This is a genomic window from Gluconobacter frateurii, assembly GCF_002723955.1.
Classification (GTDB): Bacteria; Pseudomonadota; Alphaproteobacteria; order Acetobacterales; family Acetobacteraceae; genus Gluconobacter; species Gluconobacter frateurii.
Genome location: NZ_BEWN01000005.1, coordinates 280,527 through 303,305, shown reverse-complemented (window position 1 = coordinate 303,305; position 22,779 = coordinate 280,527). Strand labels below are relative to the sequence as shown.

The 22,779-nt window shown below is 54.2% G+C and carries 14 protein-coding genes and 1 riboswitch; of the genes, 7 read left to right on the top strand and 7 right to left on the bottom strand.

Features of this window, described 5'->3' with window-relative positions; all coding sequences use genetic code 11:
• Window positions 1–310 precede the first annotated feature (310 nt).
• Complete coding sequence (locus GFR01_RS14245) at window positions 311–2,719, top strand: TonB-dependent receptor (RefSeq protein ID WP_099182957.1); 2,409 nt, start codon at window positions 311–313, stop codon at window positions 2,717–2,719.
• Between the two features lie 113 nt (window positions 2,720–2,832).
• A riboswitch (Fluoride riboswitch) is annotated at window positions 2,833–2,914 on the top strand.
• Between the two features lie 15 nt (window positions 2,915–2,929).
• On the top strand, window positions 2,930–4,264 hold the full coding sequence (locus tag GFR01_RS14240) for a voltage-gated chloride channel family protein (RefSeq protein ID WP_099182956.1): 1,335 nt from the start codon (window positions 2,930–2,932) through the stop codon (window positions 4,262–4,264).
• Between the two features lie 2 nt (window positions 4,265–4,266).
• On the opposite strand, the gene GFR01_RS14235 is transcribed toward GFR01_RS14240, so the two are convergent.
• The 6 genes from GFR01_RS14235 to GFR01_RS14210 all read right to left on the bottom strand — a co-directional run bounded on the left by GFR01_RS14235 (window position 4,267) and on the right by GFR01_RS14210 (window position 12,511).
• Window positions 4,267–4,554 carry a DUF3325 family protein gene (locus GFR01_RS14235; RefSeq protein WP_244902309.1) on the bottom strand — a complete coding sequence of 96 codons (288 nt, stop codon included), beginning with the start codon at window positions 4,552–4,554 and terminating at the stop codon, window positions 4,267–4,269.
• Window positions 4,551–6,014 (bottom strand): PepSY-associated TM helix domain-containing protein, encoded by a 1,464-nt coding sequence (locus GFR01_RS14230; RefSeq protein ID WP_099183029.1) that lies wholly within the window; start codon window positions 6,012–6,014, stop codon window positions 4,551–4,553. Before GFR01_RS14230 ends, GFR01_RS14235 begins: the two co-directional genes overlap by 4 nt.
• The gene (locus GFR01_RS14225; protein ID WP_244902308.1) at window positions 6,011–6,280 is read right to left on the bottom strand and encodes a hypothetical protein; all 270 of its coding nucleotides are present in this window, start codon (window positions 6,278–6,280) and stop codon (window positions 6,011–6,013) included. The genes GFR01_RS14230 and GFR01_RS14225 overlap by 4 nt, the downstream gene beginning before the upstream one ends.
• A gap of 10 nt (window positions 6,281–6,290) precedes the next feature.
• Window positions 6,291–8,495: a TonB-dependent siderophore receptor gene (locus tag GFR01_RS14220; RefSeq protein ID WP_099183028.1), complete on the bottom strand. Its 2,205-nt coding sequence runs from the start codon at window positions 8,493–8,495 to the stop codon at window positions 6,291–6,293.
• A 328-nt stretch (window positions 8,496–8,823) separates the two neighbouring features.
• Window positions 8,824–11,100, bottom strand: coding sequence for a TonB-dependent receptor (locus GFR01_RS14215; RefSeq protein ID WP_174694728.1), 2,277 nt, complete (start codon window positions 11,098–11,100; stop codon window positions 8,824–8,826).
• Between the two features lie 511 nt (window positions 11,101–11,611).
• Window positions 11,612–12,511 carry a LysR family transcriptional regulator gene (locus GFR01_RS14210; RefSeq protein WP_063905173.1) on the bottom strand — a complete coding sequence of 300 codons (900 nt, stop codon included), beginning with the start codon at window positions 12,509–12,511 and terminating at the stop codon, window positions 11,612–11,614.
• Window positions 12,512–12,613: 102 nt separating this feature from the next.
• Here GFR01_RS14210 and GFR01_RS14205 point away from each other — a divergent pair, with 102 nt between their 5' ends.
• From GFR01_RS14205 to shc, 3 genes are all read left to right on the top strand, one after another.
• Window positions 12,614–14,299: an alpha-keto acid decarboxylase family protein gene (locus GFR01_RS14205; RefSeq protein WP_099182954.1), complete on the top strand. Its 1,686-nt coding sequence runs from the start codon at window positions 12,614–12,616 to the stop codon at window positions 14,297–14,299.
• Window positions 14,300–14,559: 260 nt separating this feature from the next.
• A complete protein-coding gene (locus GFR01_RS14200; protein ID WP_099183026.1) occupies window positions 14,560–15,129 on the top strand; it encodes a TetR/AcrR family transcriptional regulator in 570 nt (189 codons plus the stop codon).
• Window positions 15,130–15,142: 13 nt separating this feature from the next.
• Window positions 15,143–17,185, top strand: coding sequence for a squalene--hopene cyclase (gene shc / locus GFR01_RS14195; protein WP_244902307.1), 2,043 nt, complete (start codon window positions 15,143–15,145; stop codon window positions 17,183–17,185).
• A gap of 617 nt (window positions 17,186–17,802) precedes the next feature.
• On the opposite strand, the gene GFR01_RS14185 is transcribed toward shc, so the two are convergent.
• On the bottom strand, window positions 17,803–18,618 hold the full coding sequence (locus tag GFR01_RS14185; RefSeq protein WP_063905177.1) for a MurR/RpiR family transcriptional regulator: 816 nt from the start codon (window positions 18,616–18,618) through the stop codon (window positions 17,803–17,805).
• 299 nt (window positions 18,619–18,917) lie between these two features.
• Between GFR01_RS14185 and GFR01_RS14180 the strand changes: the two genes are divergently transcribed.
• Together GFR01_RS14180 and iolD are read left to right on the top strand one after the other, a co-directional pair.
• Window positions 18,918–20,858 carry a bifunctional 5-dehydro-2-deoxygluconokinase/5-dehydro-2-deoxyphosphogluconate aldolase gene (locus GFR01_RS14180; RefSeq protein WP_099182951.1) on the top strand — a complete coding sequence of 647 codons (1,941 nt, stop codon included), beginning with the start codon at window positions 18,918–18,920 and terminating at the stop codon, window positions 20,856–20,858.
• Window positions 20,859–20,882: 24 nt separating this feature from the next.
• On the top strand, window positions 20,883–22,739 hold the full coding sequence (gene iolD / locus GFR01_RS14175; protein ID WP_099182950.1) for a 3D-(3,5/4)-trihydroxycyclohexane-1,2-dione acylhydrolase (decyclizing): 1,857 nt from the start codon (window positions 20,883–20,885) through the stop codon (window positions 22,737–22,739).
• Window positions 22,740–22,779: the final 40 nt, after the last annotated feature.

Genomic DNA, 22,779 nt, shown 5'->3' with positions numbered 1-22,779 from the left:
CAGCTTATAGCAAAGTTCTCGAAAACGAATATTCCTTTAGCGAGGGCGTTCTCTTATAGGCAACGGAGTGATGCCTTTTATAGGTACAAAAATATTTCGAAATATAGATTAAAATACTTATCTGTTTACTTACATAAGAAGCAAATTTACTAAAATATTATGCGCTAATATATGTGTTAAAAAAGTCACACATAGAGAACTAGTGCAAACTTATCAGAATAAATAGCGAAGAATTTCTTTGTATGACTTGTCATGAGCGACGTTCTGAATATTTTCTGCGCCGCAAACGACACAACTAGGACGGGTGAAGATGAATTTTGGTGCCAGACGCCTCACATTGCTAACAGCGACAGTGCTGGCGGGAGTTTTCTGCGACACAGCCGGTTATGCGGCTCCCCATGCTCGGACCAAGCATCCGGTCGCGACGGGCGGCTCGCAAAATGCGGCTCCAGTTCATTCTCATGCAGCGCCCGTTCATCACCGCACGGCTGTTGATGCCCATGATGCGGAAGCAATTTCCGTGCGTGTGTCTCGTCAGGCTTTAAATGGCGGTGGCGGCATGATGCGCCATGAGATGGCGTCTCACTCCGTCCAGACCGTCACGCGCCAGTATATCGAGATGCAGAGCCCGGCCAGCACAGCGCTGGACATGATCAAGAACCTGCCGAGCGTCACGGTTTCGACTGTCGATAGCTCGGGCATTCTGGGTGGTAAGATCAACAGCCGAAGCCTGACGGATTCAGATATGGGCATTCTGCTGAATGGCGTACCTGTGGCGACCGCATATTACCTGAACCAGAATGTCGATACTGAAAACGTCAACACGATTTCCGTCACACCCGGATCCTCTGCCATTGACCTGCCCGTGACGTCTGCCGCTGCTGGCATCATGGATTCACAGACCATGACGCCGTCTCACAAGTTCGGTGGTCTGATGGATTTCTCATATGGGACAAACAATCTGTCCCGTGAGTTCATCCGTGTCGAAAGTGGTGATATCGGCAATTCCGGTATCCGTACGTTTGCATCGTTCTCGCATACCCATTCCCGCAACTGGAACGGTCCTGGCACCAACGAACGACGTCACCTTGATTTCGGCGCAGCCAAAGACTTCAGTGATGGATCTTCCGTCAATCTCTTCGTGTCATGGAACCATCAGTTCACGATGGAGCCACTTAAGCCTACGGCGAAGCAGTTCTATAACAAGAAGGATGGTCTTGGGACGTACAATTATTCTTCGTCCTATGACCCATCAAATCCTTCAGCGTATGGCATGCTGAACGGCAATATGTGGGACCAGGTCTTCGTGACACTGCCTGTTCATATACACCTGCCTGCGAAGTTCTCTTTCGATTTCAAGCCATATTACGTTTATAATGGCGGCTATACTTACAATGGTAGCCTCTTTAATGGCGCTGGTCGCAATGCGACGATAGGGCAGGGTGGAAGTGCCATTTCCGGAAGCGTTCCTTCCGCGTCCTACTACAGCGTGTATCGCCCGCATGCAGGAACTGTCGCCAAGCTGAATTATGATCCGGTGAGCTGGGATCATATGGAACTGGGATACTGGTTCGACTATCAGGACAACCAGGTCAACAACATGTATTCCGTGCTGCAAACCAATGGCAGCCAGTACTTCCCGTACAACAGCTCCAAAGGCATTTACGTCAATGGTGAGCGTTACATGCCTTATCAGGGCGACGCTGGCTGGAAGATCCATTCGCTGTTCTTTCAGAACACGGCAAAGCTTCTGCATGATCGTCTGACGTTGAACGGCGGTATCAAGGTGGCCATGATCAACCGTTGGACAGTCAATGGCGCGTCTTCAACGCCCCGGACTGAACAGAACCAGGTTGTGCCTCTGCCGCAGCTTGGAATCAGCTATCGGATTGATCAGCACAACCTGATTTATGTGAATGCCGAAGGTGACTTCCGTATGCCGGACCCAGGGTCGCTTGGTCAGGTCTATGATGCGCAGACGGGTGGTTACGTCGGTAATCCCTATAATCCGAAGCCGCAGTATTCCATCAAGGAAGAGCTTGGTTGGCGCTTTGATAATGATTACTTCATGACGGATCTGGAGCTGTTCAATTACTCCATCACCAACCGTCTTCTGGCCACGAGCGTGTACCTGAACAATCAGGCCATCAGCTCCACCATCAATGCTGGCAACCAGACGGCACGTGGCGTGGACTTCATGATCTCCGCGCATCCGTGGCACCACTTCAGCCCGTATGTCTCTGTCGAGTATCTGAATGCGACGATGGATTCCAATATCCTCACGACCGGTACGCTGAATGGTCAGACCGTCAGTGATCTGCTGCCGACCAAAGGGAAGACGGCGGTGCAGTCTCCACATGTTCATGCCAGTGCGGGCCTGACCTATGATGATGGTCATTTCTTCGCCAATGGCAGCGTCAGTTACGTGTCGTCCCAGTACTCAACATTCATGAATGATGAGAAAATTCCGGGCTACATCACGGATAACCTGTCGCTCGGCTATCGCTTCAATTCCTATGGTCGTTTCAAGGCGCCGAAGTTCCAGCTGAACTTCAGCAACCTGGGAGGCGATTTTGTTCGAACAGGTGCGTATAGCCTTGTGTCCAACGCCAAAGCAGCCAAGGGCATCTATGGCAGCACAATCAGTGCTAGCGGAACGCCGACCTATTATCTCTACCCGCGCTTCAGCGTGACGGGCAACATCTCTGTCGGGTTCTAATTTCCGGATATTAGATCGATAGACTTTCCGCAAAAAAACAGCTCTTTCTGGAAACAGGGAGAGCCGTTTTTTATTTAGCCCGGGGTGACACCAGAAGTGGCGCGCGCTAGCATTCTCATAACGGCAATGGATTCTGCCTGACCGTAATGGTCGAACCGCTCTCCGCCGCGAGATGCTGATGATTCCTGTCAAACTCGCTTCCCAGGAAGCATGGCAGGAGAAGTCTATCCAATGCGCACGTTCCAGAGTTTTCCACGGCTTGCTCAGATCGCTCTTCACTGGGGACTGATCCTGTTGCTGCTGGGCGTTAGTGTCGGCTCGATCTGTGCGCTGTTCCTGTGGCTGCTCGATCAGGTGACGCAACTTCGGTTCCTGCATCCATCGCTGTTGTTCGGGCTCCCGGTGGCAGGGATCGGCGTAGCGCTTCTGTACCAGCGCTACGGGGGCAGAGCGGCGGCCGGCAATAATCTGATTATTGATGAAATTCACAAGCCGGGCGGGGGCGTTCCGTTCTGCATGGCGCCGCTTGTTCTGTTCGGCACGGTCATCAGCCATCTTTTCGGGGCCTCGGTTGGGCGTGAAGGAACGGCCGTTCAGATTGGGGGCAGTTTTGCAGCGGCAATCGGGCGGTTGTTCCGCCTTAATGACCGCGCAATGCGCCTCTTTCTGATGGCGGGGATTGCCGCAGGCTTTGGTGCAGTGTTTGGAACCCCGGTCGCGGGTGCGATTTTCGGTTTGGAAGTTCTGACGCTGGGGCGGTTGGACTATGCAGCGCTTCTTCCAGTTGCCGTGGCCTCCATTGTTGCGGACTGGACCTGCCATGCTTGGGGTATTCATCATGCCGCCTATCATGTTGGCTTTCGGGGCATCCCGTCTGCCGATGGCACGATGTTCCATGTTGATGCGTTGCTTCTCGTAAAAGTCAGTTTTGCCGCCGTGTGCTTTGGTCTTGCCAGTCGGGCTTTTGCCTCGGGCGTTCATCGGCTGGCGGGTATTTTCCAGAAACTCTGTCCTCCGGCATGGCTGCGGCCCGCATTAGGTGGGGTTCTGACGATTTTGCTGGCCGGTCTATTGGGAACGCGGGACTATCTCGGCCTCGGTGTGACGTCCCCTGACATCGACGGCGCCAGCATCATGAATTTTTTCGGCCATGGGTATTATCCCTGGAGCTGGTTCTGGAAGCTGGTCTTCACGCTGGTAGCGCTCGCGTCCGGATTTAAGGGCGGGGAAGTTACGCCGCTTTTCTTCATTGGCGCCGGGCTGGGAAATGCGCTGTCGCCGGTGCTTGGTGTGCCGGCAGATCTACTGGCAGGCGTGGGGTTTGTGGCAGTCTTTGCAGGCGCGGCGAATACGCCTCTGGCCTGTACGTTCATGGCCATAGAACTCTTCGGGGCAACGGATGTCGTTTACTATGCGGCGGGGTGCTTCATCGCCTATCTGGCGTCCGGCCACAGTGGAATTTATCAGGCACAGCGCATTGGAACGCCCAAGACCTCACTCGCGCTCGAACGTTCAGGGGCGGTTTTGCGGGATCTCAGGAAATGAAACTACCGGGAAGACCGCTTGTGGGCATTCAGGGCGGTGCAGATTAATGCCGCGAGCAGCACCTCAAGGCTGAGCAGCCCTATCCAGGTTGTCGTGGCAACGATCGGGAAACCGCTGTCATAGAGTTCCAGAAGCAGGCTTAGCATCAGAAGCGCAAACCCAGAGATTTGCAGTCCAAGCCGATAAGAGCCGGGAGGCGATTTCCGGAAGAAAACACCACTGCCACGGGCTGATCCAGCGGCGAGTAGCAGCATTGCGAATTGCCCGCACAGGAAAGACGGTCCCGTCATGTCTGCTTTGCTTTTCCGTTGAGAGCACGGAAGGCGGCGTAGCCAAAAGCGCCGGAGAAGAGCAAGCTCACAAGGGCTGTGCTTTGGGTGACAGGATTGGTCCATGGACTGCTCACGGCGGCAATTGCAAAACATGCCAATGCGCAGGCCGCCAGCATCTCGGGCCATGCGCGTCTGGCGGGGCGGATGAGAGCAAACACCAGCGCCAACCCCCAGACGATGAAAACGCATTGCACTTCATGGCCCGCACGATGCGGAGACATGGGAGGCAATAGTCTGTTGGCCAGAAAATAGGATGCAAAGGCGAGGGACGTACCACCCAGAACCCCAACGTTCAGGCGATCTGTCAGAACATGCCCAAGATGGTGGGGCAGGCGGAGGCGTTTGACAGTCCATAGTCGCATTCCGCTCCCGATGACGGCGGTCAGCATTAATCCGGAAATGAAATAGAGCCATCGCGTCACGTCCGGCGTAAACCGTGCGATGTGGAGTCCATACAGAAACGTGTAAGTGCGAACGGCTGGCCGCGTTTCGACATGCTCTCTTATGAGACGGCCCGTTGTCCCATCGAATGTCAGGCTATGGGATAGGGTACTAACCGTGCCGTTATTTCCCGCGATGACCGTGACCAGGGACGCCGCGTCCGACGGATTGTAAATGTAGACCTGTGAAATCCCAGCCCCTCTGAAGCGCTCTTCAGCATTCTGGAGCAAAGGTGTGATAGCCGTGAGATGACCGGGCTTTCCGCTGGCGGCCCGGGACTCAAGGGCAGGGTCGAGATCCGTATATCCCGCCATCACATCCTGCTTGTAAACAGCTTGCGGCCCCCATGGCAGCAGCATCGTGACGAGGGTGACGGCTCCCGTGAAGGAGATCATCAGATGGAAGGGAAAAGCCAGAACGCCCAGCAGATTGTGGGCGTCCAGCCAGCTTCTTTGCCCCTTGTTCGGACGGAATGTGAAGAAGTCTGCGAAGATGCGCCGATGAATGATCAGTCCGGAAATGAGGCCAACGACCAGAGCAAGAGCAGCTATAGCGGCAATCAGGCGGCCGTAGGGATAGGGAAGCTGAAGTTCAAAATGGAAGCGGTAAAAGAACTCACCTCCCAGCGTATCGCGGATACCATCCGGGCTGCCGGTGAGAGGGTTCAGCGCTTTCTGGATGTAACTTCCATCTGGCCGCTCCCAGGTCCCAAAAACGTAAGGCGCCCGATGGTTGGGAACCGCAAGATACCAGGCAGATGATTTGGCAGCATGATCCGTGAGCCACGCCACAGCATGTGCGGTAGCATCGACGGTCTGGACGGGCACAGTCGGAAGTTCGGGCCGCATCCAGACGCTGATGCCTTCCCGGAAAACGCTCAGGCTTCCTGAAAGTGCGATGGCAAACAGGACCCAGCCTGTGACAAGTCCGAGGCCTGTATGCAGCCACGCCATGGAAGCACGGAATGTTCCCTTCATGGGCGCCATCCTCTGAGTGCTGCCAGCCCCATGAGAGCAAGGAGCGCAATAACTGTGCCTCCAAGCATTTTGCGTCCGTCAGGAACAGCAAAGCTCGCCATGAAAGCGACAGGCCAGATCAGAAGGCCGGTCAGCATTCCCGTCATAGCGCGTTCCACCCGCAGACCAGGGAGCCATACGGCAAGGCAGATTCCGGAAAAAGCCGCGAGTGCATAGCCCCCGGGAAGGGCAGCCAGGATCCGGCAGGCCAGATCCCAGCGCTTCAAAGAGAGTGATTTACCAGCTGTAGCCAATGGTCGCCTGAGCGTTCCTGCGCTCTCCATAGTAGCAGAATTCCTGACCATAGGAGGCATAGCTCAGGCAGTTGGCAATGAAGTTCTTGTCGAACAGGTTACGAACACTGGCGGAAACATTCCAGCCACGAAGAGAAGGCGATGCTTTTGAAAGATCATAGCGGACGGAGGCATCGAACACCGCATATTGCGGAATCCAGACGCTGCCATAGGTCGCCTCTCCACCGTAGGACTTGTTCGTGTAACGCATGCCACCGCCGAAGCCGAAACCTTTCAGCGGGCCAGACGGCATGGTGTAGAACGCGAAGAGGGAAGCGTTGCCTCGGCCAGACTGGATAAGCGGTTTTCCGGTCGAGTCATCCTTGACCTTCTGGAAGCTGACAGCGGCCGTGAGCAGCAGATTCTTGAAAGGCTCGGCATGGGCTTCAAATTCGAACCCGTCTGAATGAACCTTGCCACTTTCGATGCTGTACGCCGTGTTGGCGACGGCTACGAGTACGTTTGTCTGCTCAATATGAAAGCCGGCTGCGCTCAGCAGGATGGACGTGCCCGGGATCTGATACTTCACACCGCCCTCAAGCTGCTTGCCGAGCGACGGATTGGCCTGACGGAGGGTTGCGCCGCCATTGCTGGAAACCGTGCCGGACTGCGGCTGGAAGGACGTCGAGTAGCTGATATACGGTGCCAGCCCGAAGTTGAAATGATAGAGGCCGGAGGCGCGCCATGTGATCTGACTGGGGTTCTGCCGTGAGTCCGATCCGTAAATATGTTCGACCTGATGGGAGCGATACCAGTCGTTCCGGATGCTGCCTGTAACAATCAGGTGCTTCCAGTGGATTTCGTCCTGCCCATAGGCGCCGATCTGGTGGGACGTCGTGTTGTAGCTGATGTAAGGCGCGGCGGCGGGGATAGCCATGTTGGCGTTCGGGTGGAAGACGTTCAGATCCGGTGCGGAACCATAGAAACCCTGCTCCGAGGCCGTTTGCTGCATGTAGTCGAAGCCGAACATCAGCGAGTGGGTCAGTGGACCCGTGCGAACATGGCCTTTGAACTGACTGTCGAATGCCAGATTATGGGTGTGTTCATTCGTTCCGAAAGCAGAGCGGGCGAGGAGGCCCGTGGCTTCGTCAGTGTAATACCCGCTGTTGTAGACGCTGCGATATTGCGTCTTGATATCGTCGTATCGGCCGCGGGTGCTGAAGCTCCAGTCCTGGTTGAAGCGATGGTTCAGGATATAAGTGATCGAGCCGTGCTTACGGTTGAACTTCTCGTAGTTGGCGTCGCCATCGTAGAAGTTGCGCGGCAGATAACCGAAGGATGCCCGCTTGAGCGATCCAACCAGCGGCACGCCACCGTATGATCCGTTTTCGGGATCATACTGATAATTACCAAGGATGGTCAGTGTCGTCGGGCCGTCACCACCAAGCGTGAAGGACGGGCTGATGCTGAAGCGACGACTTCCGGTCCGGGCAAGCTGTGTGTGCTGGCCGTTGACCGTGCCGTTGATGCGGTATCGGACGAAGCCGTTATCTGTCGCAAAACCACCAACATCTGCGTCCACGCGGTACAGGTCGAACATACCGCCGGTCGCATTGACCCCTCCATAGAACCGCTGATCGGTTGGGAGTTTGCTGGACAGGGCTGTCAGGCCACCCGGGCTTGACTGACCATAAATCGCGGACGCCGGGCCCTTGAGGATCTCGATGCGTTCCAGTCTCGACGTGTCGGTCTGGGCGCTGGCGTAACCCGTCGGGCTGTCCTGAAGTTTCAGGCCATCAAGGAATGTCGGAACCATGAAGCCGCGCAGAAGGAACTGGTCGTATCGTGTGCCTTCTCCGCCGCGCAGGTCAGGCGTAATGCCAGCAGCGTATCGAACAGCCTGATTCAGGTTCAGAACGCCCCGGATATCCATCTCGTTACGGGTGATGACCGTGACGGACTGGGCTGTTTCAACCAGAGGCGTATCTGATTTCGTGGCGGAGGAAGCCACCGTTGAGGGCTTGCGCCCACGGACTCTGAGGCTCTCGATATTCGTTACACGAGTATCGGCAGTTCTGGGTTTCCGCGTTTCGACAGTGCTTTTCTCAGGGCGGGAACGATCGGATTTTTCAGTCTGATCGGCTGCAAGGGCAGTACCACTCACAAAAAGGGAAAGAGGGATGGCATAAATAGCCCTGCTGCGAGGCATGTCCGATCTCATTGCTGGTTCCTGCTGGCGTGTAGCCAACGGCTCGTATCGGTATTGAGAGGCATTTGCAAGTAGCGTGAGATGGCAAAATGTGTTGCAGTCGGGATTGCGGCACAACAGTCACACTTTTGCAGGTGAGCAGTGATGGCAAGGCCTGTAGCCAGACATCTGCTCTGCTAAGTTATTTCTAGATTTTTGTTAGGGAAATTCTGGGGCGGCGAGAGGAAGTGATCTTCCAGTTATCGCAGGTAGCCGCGGTGGCCGGCCAATTTTGTAAATGTTTCAGACGCCCGGCCATTCGTCCGGGCATCTGAAATCGTGTTGCGCTTTAGAAATCAACGCTTGCGCTGCCGCCCACGAAGAAGGGAGCCGCAACATAGTAAGTGGTGCTGCCTGCAGAGAGCTTGGAACCGAACACGCCGGTTGCGGCTTTTCCGTTTGCGGCTGTGCCGTTTACGAAGCCGAGGTATTGCTTGTTAGTGATATTCTGAATGTTCAGGCGCAGGATCGGGTTTTTCAGGAAGCTGAAGTCCTTGAAGCGGTAACCTGCATGAACGTCCATCGTGACATAGCTCGGGATGGAGGTGTCGTTGTTGAAGGTTGCGTATTGCTTGTCGACGTATTTCAGACCGAACCCGCTGAAGAGATGGCCGTCATCATAGTCGAGATGAAAACCAACCTGGAATTTTGGCGTCTGAGGCGCAAACTTGCCTTTACTGAATACGTAGTCGCCAGAGCTTGAGGCAGCCACGTTGCTGTCCGTGCGGGCGTCAATGTACTCAGCCGAGACGTATGGGCGGATATGGTACAGGATCGGGCGTGTACCGATTTCGAAGTCCACACCATCAGCGTGCGATCCGCCGCCATTGATGCTCTGGGAGTAATAGCTTCCGTTAGCCTGAACAACCGTCTGGCTGTAGAGGCGGTTCGTGAAGTTATAATGGAAATACGTCAGGGTGCTGTTGATCAGGTCGCCCTGGTAACGCACGCCAGCCTCTTCGGAAATAGAGATTTCCGGCTTCATGTTGGGGTTGGCTTTTGTGCTGTAACCCGTTCCAGACGTGTAGGTGCCAGCGTCGTATAGCGATGTGTTCATCGGAATACGGAAGTTGGTCGTGGAAGATGCGAAGAGCTGGATCTGATTGTTCAGCTTGTAGCGGATCGACACGGCCGGAAGGGGTTCGTTCCACGAGCCGTTGATATAGGGGCCTGTCGATGTTTCAGGCAGGAAGTTGTGCCCGTTTCGCATGACGATGGCATATTTCAGGCCCGCTTCAATGGTCAGCTTGTTGTTCAGAAGCGACAGACTGTCGTCGATGAACATCGTATGGATGCGCGTCTGTGTCAGCGTATCACGATACTGAGCTGTCTGACCGTTGGACAGCACCATGTTCACGCCATTGCCGTAAACGTCGTATGGCTCACCCGTCGACATGTTCACAAGGCTGTAGGGGGATGTCTGGATCTGCTTCGAATACTCAAACCAGTAACCCACCATCAGGCGGTTGATGCCGGTGTGAAGCGTTAGCTTCGTGACAGCACCGGGACGATACGTCTGAGTGTTGGACGGGTTATAGACCAGCAGGCTCTTTGTGTTGGACGCATTGTATTGCCCGATCGAAGCCGAGAGGGACTGGCTGCCATACTGTTGGCTGGTCAGGCTCTCTGAATACGCGCCACCACCATTCCCGTTGCCGTACCAGAAATAAGGCGTTTCGGTCAGGGTCAGGTTATCCGTCAGATGGAAGGTTGACGGTGCACTGGCGTAGATGTTGGTAAACGGGTTCTGGTGCAGCTTGTAATAGTTTGCGCTGGGGTTTTTCGGATCCCACTTGGACTGGTAGGCGTAATGAACGCCGTATTTCTGCCAGTTCGCAAGCGACATGGACGGGAACAGCACGCTGTTGGACTGGTTGCCGACGATGGCGAGCGAGATCCGGTTGCCGTTACCCCATTCATTGACCCACTTGGTTTCACCATGCAGCTTTTTCTGGCTGCCAGGTCCACGCCAGGATTTCTCATCCGCAGCGGAAAAGGACATGTAACCCTTGAGATTGGTATTGCCGATCTTGCCAGTATCAAGACGGCCGAAGATACGACGTGCATTATAGCTGCCGTAAGTGCCGTCGATATGGCCGCCGAACCGGTCCTTCGGATCCAGCAGATACATGTTGACCGACCCGCCCGATGCACTGATATGCGGGCTATCGAGGTCAGCCGAACCCTGCTCGACGTTGATTGAGCGAAGGTTTTCGGAATCCACGATTTCCTGCGGATAGACTGCGTAGCTTCCGATGTCGTTGATCGGGAAGCCTTCGAGCGTGAAGCCAATCTGACTTGAATTCAGGCCACGAAGCGTCATGTTGCCGCCATTGAGTCCAAGCGGATCAACGGATGTCGTGTTTACACCAGGCAGCAGGGCGATGAGCTGCATCGGGTTCACGCCAGGCGTTTGGTTGGCGATAAATTCCTGCGTTACGGTCGAGCGTGATTTGGCGGCATCTTCATGCACCATAAGGCCGCCGCCGGGCGCATTGTGACGGGCGCCATGCACCTGCACGAGCTCTGCCTTCTCAGCATCCGTCGGGGCCGTTGCGCCCATCATGGAAGGGCTGCTGTCATGAGCGGCCTGAGTGATCTTCTTGTGAGGGTGCCCATGCGGACGCTTGTTGTCGGCCGTGGTTGTCTGGGCAGAGGCCCAGGAGATGCTCATCGCCAAGGCAGATGTTGCACACAAGAAATGTTTTGAGCGAGACAACATGATACCTCTTGTTAGAACGCCTGTTTTCTTCATGGCGCGTTTATAGTGGCTATTTTTCTGAAAAAAAGAACTCCAATGCGGATTAATATTTGAATGTTTTATGACAAGTAAAATACTTATCTCTTTTGAAAACATTAATTACTTATAAATGTAAATATATTACATATAGATCCAAAAAGACGCTATATGTTACATAATGATAAAACCCTTGCTGGCCTTATCTGTGGGAATATTTCAAGCGCCGAACGGGAAATTTCTGACGAGATTTATCCTCTCTTCCCGGCTTCTTGGACGATGAAAGAGGCATGACAAACGTAAGTATCTGTCAATCTGGTATGTGAAGGGATGTCGCACCTCATGCTCGTGATGAGGCTTCGGCAAGTTTGAGAAGAATCTGATGAAAATTGGAGCTGGGGCCAGTCAGGTCAGGATCGCGGGATGCGAGTGAAATTGTTGCGCGGGGAGCAGGGCCGGAAATCGGATGAAAAGTTGCTCCATCCGCGTGGATCTGGCTGAGATATGCGGGAACGACGGATACACCGAGACCTGCAGCCACCATCGGAACCGTAGCGGCAATCTGAGGAGCGGATTGTCCGAAATGGGGTGTGAATCCTGCCTGCTGACAGGCGGCAATAATGGCATCGTAAAAACCAGGACCAATTCTACGGTCAAAAATGAGGAACGGCTCATTTGCGACGTCAGACAGCTTGAGTGTGTGATGCTCCGAAAGAGGATGGCCTTTCGGAATGGCGATCATTGTCGGTTCGTCCAGCAGAGGATGAAGTGAGATGACCGGGTCTGGAACGGGGGGGCGAACAATAGCAATGTCAACACGGCGTTCGCGCAGAGCTTCGCAAAGAGCCGGGGTATTACTTTCTTCCAGCGTGATCAGGATTTCCGGCCACCGTTCCCGAAAAGCACGGATGGCGCGTGGAATCAGGGGAAGCATCGCTACGGCGCCAGCCATGCCAATTCTCAGGCGCCCCTGTTCGCCCCGGGCCATGCCCTGGGCGAGAAGATGAAACTGACGCTCAAGCGTCAGGATCGTTCGTGCCTGCTCAAGAAGTTGCTCTCCTGCATCCGTCAGGGAGGCGCCCCTTCTGGATCGCGTGAAAAGCTTGAGACCAAGTTCAGCTTCAAGAGCTTTGATCTGCTGGCTCAAGGGGGGCTGCTCAATATGCAGAGCCTCCGCAGCCTGCGTAAAGCTTCCGTGATCTGCGATGGCGACGAAGTATCGTAAATGGCGTAAATCCATTTATCCATATTAATTATATATGGAAACCGCTTCAACTATATATTGGACGGCAGGACAAAGGGCGCGCACCCTAGGCCTCAGAAAATTTCTGAGGACCGGATCATGGCTTTTACTGTTGGACATTACCTTGCTGAACGGCTGACGCAGATTGGCCTCAAGCATCACTTTGCTGTTGCGGGTGACTATAATCTGATCCTGCTCGATCAGTTGATCGAGCATGGCGGAATGAAGCAGATCTATGACTGTAATGAGCTGAACTGCAGTTTTGCAGCTGAAGGTTATGCGCGTGCCAACGGAGCTGCTGCTGCCGTTGTGACATTCAGCGTGGGTGCGATTTCTGCGATGAATGGTCTGGGCGGATCCTATGCGGAAAACCTTCCGGTTATCCTGATTTCAGGTGCGCCCAATTCCAATGACCATGGCTCCGGACGTGTTCTGCATCACACGATCGGAACCACAGAATACAATTACCAGATGGAAATGGCGAAGCACGTCACTTGTGCCGCCGAAAGCATCACATCAGCCGAGACTGCACCCGAGAAAATTGATCACGTCATTCGTACGGCGCTGCGGGAAAAGAAGCCGGCTTACCTGGAGATCGCCTGTAATGTGGCGAGCCAGCCTTGTGTTCGCCCAGGACCCGTTTCTTCGCTGTTGTCCCAGCTTACCCCGGATCAGGACAGCCTGAAGGCTGCGCTCACAGAAAGCCTTGGTTTTCTGGAGAAGGCCGAGAATGTGGTCATTCTCGTTGGGAGCAAGCTGCGCGCTAGCGAAGCATTGGATGAAACAGTCGCTCTTGCTGACAAACTGGGTTGCGCAGTGACGGTTATGGCTGCGGCCAAGAGCTTCTTCCCTGAAACGCATCCGGGTTTCAGGGGTGTCTACTGGGGTGAAGTCAGTAGCCCCGGTGTTGAAGACGTTGTGAAGAAGGCGGATGCAGTCATTACTCTGGCGCCTGTCTGGAACGACTACTCCTCCGTTGGCTGGCGTGATCTGGTTCGCGGTGAGCGGGTTCTGGAAGTTGAGCCGCATCGCGTAACGGTTGCTGGGAAAACTTTCGAAGGCTTTAGTCTGAAAGAGTTTGTCGTTGCTCTGACCAAGGACGCCCCAAAGAAGTCTGCTTCGCTGGCAGTGCCATACAAACCCGTCACGCTGCCGGAAAAAGATCCAGCCGCACCTTTGACCAATGATGAAATGACCCGTCAGATCAATGCATTGGTTGATAGCAAGACGACGCTTTACGCTGAAACGGGTGACTCCTGGTTCAATGCCATTCGCATGAACCTGCCTGAAGGCGCTAAAGTCGAGTCCGAGATGCAGTGGGGGCACATTGGTTGGTCGGTGCCGTCCATGTTTGGTAACGCCATGGCGTCCCCCGATCGCCAGCATGTGCTGATGGTTGGAGACGGGTCGTTTCAGCTTACGGCGCAGGAAGTGGCACAGATGATCCGGTACGAACTGCCGGTCATTATTTTCCTTATCAACAATTATGGTTATGTCATCGAGATCAAGATCCATGACGGCCCATACAACTATATCCAGAACTGGGATTACGCTGCCCTGATCAACTGCTTCAACCAGGGTGTCCCGGGTGAGGAAAGCGGAAAATATGGTCTGGGCCTTCACGCTACGACTGGCGCAGAACTTGCGGAGGCTATTGAAAAGGCTCGAAAGAATACACGTGGTCCTACCCTCATCGAGTGTAAGCTCGATCGGACGGATTGCACGGAAACCCTTGTGAAATGGGGTAAATTCGTGGCCGCTGCCAATTCGCGCAAGCCAGCTTAAAACACGTTACTGGAAGGAGGAGCTTGCCACTTGTATGGCAGCTCCTCTCTCTGAAAAAAAACAGAATAAAAAGTCTATTATTCTTTGATACGGTATTAATGTTCAGGCGCATTGGCTGCTTTGTCTTCAGAGTACGAACCTCTCTATAAGTAAAGTTAACGATCTGCGTCGGCACTACATCCGGCCGCACGAGCGGTCTTGCCAAGGAAAAATTGCTGGTTTAATTCCATACAGACGGAATGAAACTAGCAGAGAAGTTTATGGCGCGTCCCAGAACCATTAATCGCGATCAGGTTATGGAATGTGCGGAACGTCTCGTTCGGGAGGGAGGTGCTACAGCCCTGACCCTGGATGCTGTTTCCAAAGAAGCCGGTATTACCAAGGGTGGCCTGCAATACTGCTTTGGCAGTAAAGATGACCTGATTGCCGCGCTGATTGATCGTTGGATTTCTGCCTTTGATGCCGAGGTGCTCAGGCATGTCCCCCTAGATGCAAGTGCGTCTGATCGTGCGCGGGCTTATGTTCAGGTCTGTAGCCAGATTGATGATGCAACACGGGCCCGTATGGTGGGGATGCTCATTACTTTGCTACAGTCTCCTGGCCATTTGCAGAAAGTAAGAGACTGGTATTCAGGGTGGCTGAAATCTGATGCGTGCCAGTCCACCGAAGCCAGAAAGATACGCGCCATGATTTTCGCGGCAGAGGGGGCATTCTGTCTTCGTAGTTTTGGCTTCATTGATATGCAGGAAGCAGAATGGAATGCTGTTTATGCTGATATTCAGAGGCTGACGCTATCAGGTGAGGCTGATAAGAAGCTGCCAGAAGCATGATTTTATATATTGTATGGGTGTTTGTAGGATGAATGCGCCAATACTCAAAGGTATGAGTAATAGTCTGGCTCATACTGTGTCTTCCGCCTGTGACTGGTTGATTGGACAGCAGAAGGGAGATGGTCACTGGGTTGGATCTGTTAAGTCCAATGCGTCCATGGAAGCTGAGTGGTGTCTTGCTCTGTGGTTTCTGGGCCTTGAAGATCATCCACTTCGCCCTCGGCTGGGCAATGCCCTTCTTGAAATGCAGCGCGAAGACGGGTCCTGGGGAATTTATTTCGGCGCAGGCAATGGCGATATCAACGCCACGGTAGAAGCCTATGCCGCTTTACGATCATTGGGGTACCCCGCGGATCATCCGGCTCTTCAAAAAGCCAGCACATGGATTGCTGAAAAAGGCGGCCTGAAAAACATTCGCGTGTTTACCCGATATTGGCTCGCTCTTATTGGTGAATGGCCTTGGGAAAAAACACCTAATCTTCCTCCTGAGATCATCTGGTTTCCGGATAATTTCGTTTTTTCCATTTATAATTTTGCACAATGGGCACGTGCGACCCTGGCACCACTCGCCATTTTGTCTGCACGTCGTCCTAGTCGTCCTTTGCGTCCGCAGGATCGTTTGGATGCGTTGTTTCCGGAAGGGCGTAAGCGGTTCGATTATACCCTTCCCAAAAAAGAAGGGAGGGACGCATGGTCCAGCTTTTTCCGGACGACGGACAAAGGGCTGCATTGGCTCCAAACTAAATTTCTCAAGCGCAATACCATTCGTGAAGCAGCGGTTCGGCACATGCTGGAATGGATCATCCGGCATCAGGATGCAGATGGAGGGTGGGGTGGTATCCAGCCACCATGGGTATACGGCCTGATGGCGTTGCATGGCGAAGGCTACCAGTTCCATCACCCTGTAATGGCCAAGGCTCTTGCCGCGCTGGATGATCCCGGCTGGCGCTATGACAAGGGGGAGGCATCGTGGATTCAGGCGACGAATAGCCCTGTCTGGGACACCATGCTGGCTCTGATGGCGTTGTATGACGCCAATGCTCAGGAACGCTTTACGCCCGAAATGGACAAGGCACTTGGCTGGCTTCTGGATCGACAGGTGCGCGTTAAAGGGGACTGGTCCGTCAAGCTGCCTGATGTGGAACCGGGGGGATGGTCGTTTGAATATGCAAATGACCAATATCCGGATACCGACGACACGGCTGTTGCGCTGATTGCATTGTCATTCTGCCGCCACCGGGAAGAGTGGAAGCGAAAAGGTGTTGATGAGGCAATTGCACGGGCGGTGAACTGGCTGATCGCCATGCAGAGTTCGTGCGGCGGCTGGGGAGCTTTTGATAAGGACAACAACAAGAGCCTGCTCTCGAAAATTCCGTTCTGTGACTTCGGGGAAGCTCTTGATCCGCCATCGGTGGATGTGACCGCTCATATTCTGGAAGCCTTTGGTCTTCTGGGCGTGTCGCGTGATCTGCCTGTTGTTCAGAAGGCCCTTGCTTACGTTCGGGCGGAGCAGGATCCGCAGGGATCTTGGTTTGGTCGGTGGGGCGTGAATTACCTGTATGGCACGGGGGCGGTCCTGCCTGCTCTGGCTGCCATCGGTGAAGATATGTCACAGCCTTACATCGCAAAAGCCTGCGACTGGCTGATTTCACACCAGCAGGACGATGGTGGATGGGGTGAAAGTTGCGCGTCTTATATGGATATTTCGTCCATAGGGCATGGAGCAACAACGCCTTCTCAGACCGCTTGGGCCTTGATGGGGCTGATCGCGGCTGCGCGTCCTCAGGATTATGGAGCCATTGCCAAAGGGTGCCGTTATCTGATTGACCGGCAGGAAGCGGACGGAAGCTGGGCGGAAGAGGAGTTCACCGGCACAGGGTTCCCAGGATACGGTGTTGGTCAGACCATCAAACTGGATGACCCGGCGTTGTCAAAGCGTCTCATGCAGGGGGCAGAACTCTCACGGGCATTCATGTTGCGTTATGATCTCTACCGACAGCTTTTCCCGATCATGGCGCTTTCGCGCGCTACGCGTTTGCTAGCGCAGGAGGAATGATTTTTCAGTCTGCCCTGATTATGTACAGAAAGTGCTTTTAAGGGGGAGGTTTGTGCCTCTCCTGTATTGCTGTATGAATGAATTATCTCAATAATGAGATTTTATCTTATTTATTGATACTGAAGATATCAGTTAAATCCGTAGAAGATCGAAAGAATAATAAAAAAGACTGTATACATTAACAAGAACATCCAGGGCGCGCTGCGTAACATACGCGAGAGAAATTTTTTCAAGGAAAAATGCTGATGTTGCCGAGATGAGGGCTCAGAGCTTCCCATGGCAGCACGTCCCTCGGGCGATGGTGTTGTGAATACCTCTTCGAGGGAAACAAAATTTTTCCTGGTGAGGGTGAGATCAGGAAGACATATCTTCTTCTGGACGCGATGGTCTTTATTTGTGCACGCCTGCATGGGTAGGTTTCTCTTGTTGAATTTTTCGGAGAGGTCGAAAAATTCGCCCCTGGTCCTGACGATATAGTCAGGCTTTTTTTCTTCCGTATGTCGGGATTATCTCTGAGATGAAATACTTTGGCGTGACTGTGCTTAGGTAGTCGGCGCAAAATGTCCTGCGCATGCCTCACGCAGAGGCAATATGGCGTCGAATGCAGGCGTATTGTGTCAAGTAGCGCGCTGATAATTCCCGATCGCCGTGGCAAGCGTCATGATCATCACAACCGAAGCGGCATTGGAGCGGAAGCCGTGGAAATCAGCCTCTGCAACCTGAAGCCAGATGCCGGATTTTGGAATGACCGGGCTGTTTCTGTTGTCTGTCAGGGAGACTATAGGTACGCCGCGTTCTTCCAGCTTTTGAAACAGTTCAACTGTCTTGGGCGCATAGGACGCATAGCTGATAATGAGAGCAGCATCATCAGGGGTTGCGGTGAGAAGTGCTTCTTCTTCCATACCGCTTTCCATGCCGATGACCTGATGAGGAATAGCCATTTTGGCGAGTAGATAGGCGAAGTACCGCGCCACGGGCATGGAGCGGCGCAGTCCAAGAATATGAATGCAACGACCGTTTGCCAGAATGTCGACAGCCCGGTTCAGCAGGAGAGGGTTAGTCTTTTCCTGAAGAATATTCAGGGACGTAACGGCGGCGCGATGGAACCCGGTTAGCAGGTTGATCGCGGAGTGCCCGGTATCTTCCGGAGTTTTCAGGGTCTGGAGCCGCTCTGGGTAAGATGATGCCAGCCCACGGAGCCTCTCCCGGAAAATGGCCTGAAAATCAGAGTATCCCTGAAATCCAAAAGTGCGCGAAAAACGAACGACGGTGGAAGGCTGAACATTGGCGTGATGGGCGAGGGTACTGACGGTCCAGTGCGCAACATCGTCTGCATTGCTGGAGACAAGGTCGGCAAGCTGTTTCAGGCGGGGGGGGAGAGACGCATATCGTTCTTTCAGTTCGGCTGAGAACGTTTGGTATCGGTCAGTCATAGTGGTTCAGCCGAGGCTTCCCTGTCATCTCACGCGCGCTGTCGGTGGCGGTCTCATTATCCGGGAAGTCTAGAAGAAAGCTAAGGAAACGTCTTCATTTTATAACGGAAAATATATTCCATAACGATATGGCTTGTGGGAGAATCGTCATCAATATGTGACATAAAGCCCGATATATAACGTAACAACGAGACCAATATCATTAAAACGTGATATATATAACAAAAAATCAGATTGCGGGTGAGTTGAGTGTGTGGGAATAGAATAAATATTCCATTTCAAGGGAATGTTCAGACACGATGAAGGTGTATCCTGCGATGTCTCCAGATCTTGATGTTATCACTATTGGCCGCGCCTCTGTGGACCTCTACGGGCAGCAGATTGGCAGTCGGCTTGAAGATATGGCCAGTTTCAGCAAAGCGGTTGGCGGTTGCCCTGCCAATATTGCAATCGGAACGGTTCGCCTTGGACTGAAGTCCGGGATCGTTACCCGCGTTGGGAATGAACATTTCGGGCGGTTTATTCAGGAACAGATGGTCCGTGAAGGTGTTGCGGTTGATGGCATTCATACGGATCCGGACCGATTTACGGCGCTGGCGATTTTAGGTGTCAAAAACCGGGACAGTTTCCCTCTCCTGTTTTACCGGACCGACTGCGCTGATGCTGCATTGAATGAGGGGGATATTGATCCAGCCTTCATTCAGCGTGCCCGGGCCATTGTGGTCACCGGAACGCATTTTGCGCGACCGGAAGCCGCGGCAGCACAGCGAAAGGCCATGAAGCTGATTCGGGAGGTGGGTGGTCGCATTGCTTTTGATGTGGATTATCGACCCAATCTCTGGGGGCTGGCTGGTATCGGAGACGGCGAGGCGCGTTACGTTCGTTCTGAAAATGTGACGGCGCATCTTCAGGATATTCTTCCGGATTGTGACCTGATCGTTGGTACGGAAGAAGAGCTGCATATCGCGGGCGGCAGTGAAGATACGCTGGAAGCTATCCGGAACATCAGGGCTGTTTCTGCGGGCACCATTGTCTGCAAGCGGGGACCAATGGGCTGTGTTGTTTTCGACGATGCAATTCCTGACAGTCTCGACAAGGGAATTAGTGGTCCAGGCTTTCCGGTGGAGGTCTACAATACGCTCGGAGCAGGAGACGCCTTCATGTCCGGCTTCCTGCGAGGGTGGCTACGGGATGAGGCATTGTCGGAATGTTGCCGGTACGCGAATGCTTGCGGGGCTTTTGCAGTTTCGCGTCTGCTTTGCTCCTCTGAAATTCCAAGCTGGAAAGAGTTGGACTATTTCCTTTCCCATGGGTCCACCCATCGGGCTCTGAGATATGATGCAGCCCTGAATCATCTGCATTGGGTCACGACCCGCAGGAAGCAGGCTTTCCCAGTCATGGCTTTGGCCTGCGACCACCGACTGCAGCTCGAAGACATGGCAACTGCTGTCGGAGCGCCATTCAGCAAGATCTCACGTTTCAAGATTTTGGCTGTCGAGGCGGCGGCGCGGGTCGCAAACGGCCGGGAAGGCTTCGGAGTTTTCATGGATGGCCGGTATGGGCAGGACGCCCTTTTCCGAGCCGCTGACGATAATCTTTGGACAGCCCGACCTATTGAAAAAACTGGCTCACGTCCGTTGGATTTCGAAGGGCAGGGCAGTCTCGGTACTTCGCTTATCGAATGGCCAAAGGACCAGGTCATCAAATGTCTCTGCTTCTATCATCCGGATGATAGCGATGATCTGAAGCTGCATCAGGAGCGCGAACTCCGTCGGGCTTATGAGGCCTGTCGTCTGCAAGGGCGGGAGCTATTGCTGGAAATCATCGCCGGGAAACATGGTGAACTCAAGGGGGATACTGTTTCTCGCGTGCTTGAGCGGCTTTATGACATCGGCATTCAGCCTGACTGGTGGAAGCTTGAGTCCCAGCCATCGGAAGCTGCGTGGGCAAAGATTGGTGAGGTTATCGAAAAGCGTGATCCGTTCTGCCGGGGTATTCTGCTCCTTGGACTGGATGCGCCTATAGCGGACCTGGAAGAGGCATTCCGTAAAACTACAGCAACGCCCTGGGTCAAAGGCTTTGCGATCGGCCGTACCATTTTCAGCGATCCGGCGCGCGCATGGCTTGCGGGCGAGCTTTCGGATAGCGAAGCCAGAGACGAGTTGGCGCGTCGTTTCGAGCATTTTGTGGCGGCCTGGCAGAGCAGGGGACGTCCTCTGCCTCACCAGAGTGCGGCCTGAGCGAATGCCCGGAAGGATATCACAATGAAAACGATACGCCTGACGATGGCTCAGGCTCTGGTGCGCGCCATGATCGCACAGAAGACCGAAATAGACGGCCGGATAGAGCCATTCTTTGCGGGCGTCTGGGCGATTTTCGGGCACGGCAACGTTGCCGGTCTCGGAGAGGCGCTCCATGCGTCCCGTGATGAACTGGTCACCTGGCGTGCTCATAATGAGCAGGGCATGACGCATGTTGCGACGGCTTTTGCCAAGGCATCCCGTCGTCGTCGTGCCATGGCCTGTACAAGTTCGATCGGTCCCGGTGCGTTGAACATGGTGACGGGCGCGGCCGTGGCGCACGTCAACCGACTACCTTTGCTGCTTCTGCCGGGGGACGTGTTCGCCAATCGTATTCCTGATCCTGTGCTTCAGCAGATCGAGGATTTTGGTGATGGCACAGTCAGTGCGAATGACGCGTTCCGGTCCGTGTCGCGGTACTTTGACCGCATCACGCGACCGGAGCAGATCATTCCGGCGTTTAATCGCGCTATGACGGTTCTGACTGATCCGGCGGAGTGCGGGCCGGTCACGCTGTCTCTATGCCAGGATGTTCAGGCGGAAGCGTTTGATTATCCGGAAAGCTTCTTTGCGGACCGTATTCATCGTATCCGCCGGGCTGAACCCGACGAACGTGAACTGGTGGACGCTGCGGCGCTGATCCGTGAGTCCAGCAAGCCATTGGTCATCGCAGGGGGAGGTGTTCTCTATTCTGGTGCAGAGCGGGCGTTAGCGGAGTTCTGTAACCGCCACGGCGTGCCGTCGGGTGAAACGCAGGCCGGAAAATCATCGCTGCTGCCAGATCATCCTTTGAATATGGGTGGCCTCGGGGTGGCTGGGACTTCAGCGGCCAATGAACTTGCGGAAGAGGCGGATCTCATTATCGCCGTGGGAACCCGTCTTCAGGATTTCACCACGGGGTCCTGGGGGATTTTTCATAATCCGTCCGTGAAGATTGTCACCCTGAATGTGCAGGTTGCAGACGCGACAAAGCATCTTGCGACCCCGCTTGTGGCGGATGCACGCGTGGGGCTGAGAGCGCTGGAAAGTTATCTTTCGGGCTGGAAAGCTGATCCGGATTGGACGCAGAAAGCCAGAAACGGTCTGGAGGCATGGTCGGAAAGTTCCCTGCGCTATCAGGCTGAGCCGTCTGCTTCGCAGGAAGCCCTGCCGAGCGATGCGCAAGTGGTTGGGGCCGTGCAGCGCGTGGCTCAGTCGAGCGATATTGTGGTCTGTGCTGCTGGGGGGCTGCCTGCTGAACTCCAGAAACACTGGCGCCCCGGTCTGCCGGGTGGATATCACATGGAATACGGCTTTTCCTGCATGGGATATGAGCTGGCAGGTGCTTTGGGCGTCAAAATGGCGGATCCCAGCAGGAATGTGACCGTCATGCTTGGTGACGGCTCTTACCTCATGCTGAATTCCGAGATCGCAACATCCGTGATGCTGGGTCAGAAGCTGACAGTCGTCCTCCTGAATAACCGGGGCTATGGCTGCATTAACCGGCTTCAGCAGGCGGTCGGCGGGGCACCGTTCAACAACCTTCTGGAAAACTGCACTCAGGTAGTGATGCCGGAAATCGACTTTATTCAACTGGCGCAAGGTCTGGGCGCTAGGGCGGAAAAAGTCTCGGGGCCTGCGGAACTTTCGGCAGCCGTACAGCGCGCCAGAACTGCAGATCGTACGACGGTGATTGTAATTGATACCGACCCGAAAGCGATCACGGATGATGGTGGCACATGGTGGGATGTCGCGGTTCCGGAAGTGTCAACGCGGGAGGCAGTTCGGGAAGCTCGCACAACCTACGAACGGTTGCGGGTTGGTCAGCGCATCGGGAATTGAAACTGAACACAGGAAGTGAGGCCTTCAGTGAAGGCCGGGA

Coding starts and splice junctions, on each gene's coding strand:
- GFR01_RS14210 (WP_063905173.1), bottom strand. CDS start 12,511: ATGGATTTACGCCATTTACGATACTTCGTCGCCATCGCAGATCACGGA.
- GFR01_RS14240 (WP_099182956.1), top strand. CDS start 2,930: ATGGCAGGAGAAGTCTATCCAATGCGCACGTTCCAGAGTTTTCCACGG.
- GFR01_RS14185 (WP_063905177.1), bottom strand. CDS start 18,618: ATGACTGACCGATACCAAACGTTCTCAGCCGAACTGAAAGAACGATAT.
- GFR01_RS14235 (WP_244902309.1), bottom strand. CDS start 4,554: ATGACGGGACCGTCTTTCCTGTGCGGGCAATTCGCAATGCTGCTACTC.
- shc (WP_244902307.1), top strand. CDS start 15,143: ATGGGTGTTTGTAGGATGAATGCGCCAATACTCAAAGGTATGAGTAAT.
- GFR01_RS14180 (WP_099182951.1), top strand. CDS start 18,918: ATGAAGGTGTATCCTGCGATGTCTCCAGATCTTGATGTTATCACTATT.
- GFR01_RS14205 (WP_099182954.1), top strand. CDS start 12,614: ATGGCTTTTACTGTTGGACATTACCTTGCTGAACGGCTGACGCAGATT.
- GFR01_RS14220 (WP_099183028.1), bottom strand. CDS start 8,495: ATGCCTCGCAGCAGGGCTATTTATGCCATCCCTCTTTCCCTTTTTGTG.
- GFR01_RS14230 (WP_099183029.1), bottom strand. CDS start 6,014: ATGAAGGGAACATTCCGTGCTTCCATGGCGTGGCTGCATACAGGCCTC.
- GFR01_RS14200 (WP_099183026.1), top strand. CDS start 14,560: ATGGCGCGTCCCAGAACCATTAATCGCGATCAGGTTATGGAATGTGCG.
- iolD (WP_099182950.1), top strand. CDS start 20,883: ATGAAAACGATACGCCTGACGATGGCTCAGGCTCTGGTGCGCGCCATG.
- GFR01_RS14215 (WP_174694728.1), bottom strand. CDS start 11,100: ATGATGGGCGCAACGGCCCCGACGGATGCTGAGAAGGCAGAGCTCGTG.
- GFR01_RS14245 (WP_099182957.1), top strand. CDS start 311: ATGAATTTTGGTGCCAGACGCCTCACATTGCTAACAGCGACAGTGCTG.